This is a genomic window from Cupriavidus necator (assembly GCF_040578825.1).
Lineage (GTDB): Bacteria > Pseudomonadota > Gammaproteobacteria > Burkholderiales > Burkholderiaceae > Cupriavidus > Cupriavidus necator_E.
Window position 1 is genome coordinate 1 of the sequence record NZ_JBEFLI010000171.1, and the last position, 1,569, is coordinate 1,569.

Here is a 1,569-nt window from a genome sequence, read left to right on the forward strand (position 1 = left end):
GTGCTGCGAAGCAATTGGAAGTGGTTCCAAGAAAAGCCTCTAAGCTTCAGTCATACGAGACCGTACCGCAAACCGACACAGGTGGGCGAGATGAGTATTCTAAGGCGCTTGAGAGAACTCGGGAGAAGGAACTCGGCAAATTGGTACCGTAACTTCGGGATAAGGTACGCCCTGGTAGCTTGACTGGCCTGCGCCAGAAGGGTGAAGGGGTTGCAATAAAATGGTGGCTGCGACTGTTTAATAAAAACACAGCACTCTGCAAACACGAAAGTGGACGTATAGGGTGTGACGCCTGCCCGGTGCCGGAAGATTAAATGATGGGGTGCAAGCTCTTGATTGAAGTCCCGGTAAACGGCGGCCGTAACTATAACGGTCCTAAGGTAGCGAAATTCCTTGTCGGGTAAGTTCCGACCTGCACGAATGGCGTAACGATGGCCACACTGTCTCCTCCCGAGACTCAGCGAAGTTGAAGTGTTTGTGATGATGCAATCTCCCCGCGGCTAGACGGAAAGACCCCATGAACCTTTACTGTAGCTTTGCATTGGACTTTGAACCGATCTGTGTAGGATAGGTGGGAGGCTTTGAAGCGTGGACGCTAGTTCACGTGGAGCCGTCCTTGAAATACCACCCTGGTTTGTTTGAGGTTCTAACCTTGGCCCGTGAATCCGGGTCGGGGACAGTGCATGGTAGGCAGTTTGACTGGGGCGGTCTCCTCCCAAAGTGTAACGGAGGAGTTCGAAGGTACGCTTGGTACGGTCGGACATCGTACCTAAAGTGCAATGGCAAAAGCGTGCTTAACTGCGAGACCGACAAGTCGAGCAGGTGCGAAAGCAGGACATAGTGATCCGGTGGTTCTGAATGGAAGGGCCATCGCTCAACGGATAAAAGGTACTCTGGGGATAACAGGCTGATACCGCCCAAGAGTTCATATCGACGGCGGTGTTTGGCACCTCGATGTCGGCTCATCTCATCCTGGGGCTGTAGCCGGTCCCAAGGGTATGGCTGTTCGCCATTTAAAGAGGTACGTGAGCTGGGTTTAAAACGTCGTGAGACAGTTTGGTCCCTATCTGCCGTGGGCGTTGGAATCTTGACGGGGGCTGCTCCTAGTACGAGAGGACCGGAGTGGACGTACCGCTGGTGTACCTGTTGTCTCGCCAGAGGCATCGCAGGGTAGCTATGTACGGAAGAGATAACCGCTGAAAGCATCTAAGCGGGAAACTCGCCTGAAGATGAGGATTCCCTGGAGCCCTGAGCTCCTTGAAGGGTCGTTCGAGACCAGGACGTTGATAGGCTGGGTGTGGAAGCGCAGTAATGCGTTAAGCTAACCAGTACTAATTGCCCGTAAGGCTTGATCCTATAACCAGTGTGTTTTACCTGGTGTGTGTGATCGTGTCTGTGCCCTTCGGTTGACACAAATAACGCACAACCCCAACTACATCCCTATTCGCAGCGTTGACCTCAACCTCAGCGCTGCAACCCCTCATGCCTGGTGACCATAGCGAGTTGGAACCACCCCTTCCCATCCCGAACAGGTCCGTGAAACGACTCCGCGCCGATGATAGTGCGGAT

2 rRNA genes are annotated in these 1,569 nt (G+C 53.5%); both read left to right on the forward strand.

Features of this window, described 5'->3' with window-relative positions:
* Window positions 1-1,356: ribosomal RNA gene (locus AB1I47_RS33705) — 23S ribosomal RNA — on the forward strand; the annotation flags it as partial.
* A gap of 129 nt (window positions 1,357-1,485) precedes the next feature.
* Window positions 1,486-1,569 (forward strand): 5S ribosomal RNA (gene rrf / locus AB1I47_RS33710); the annotation flags it as partial.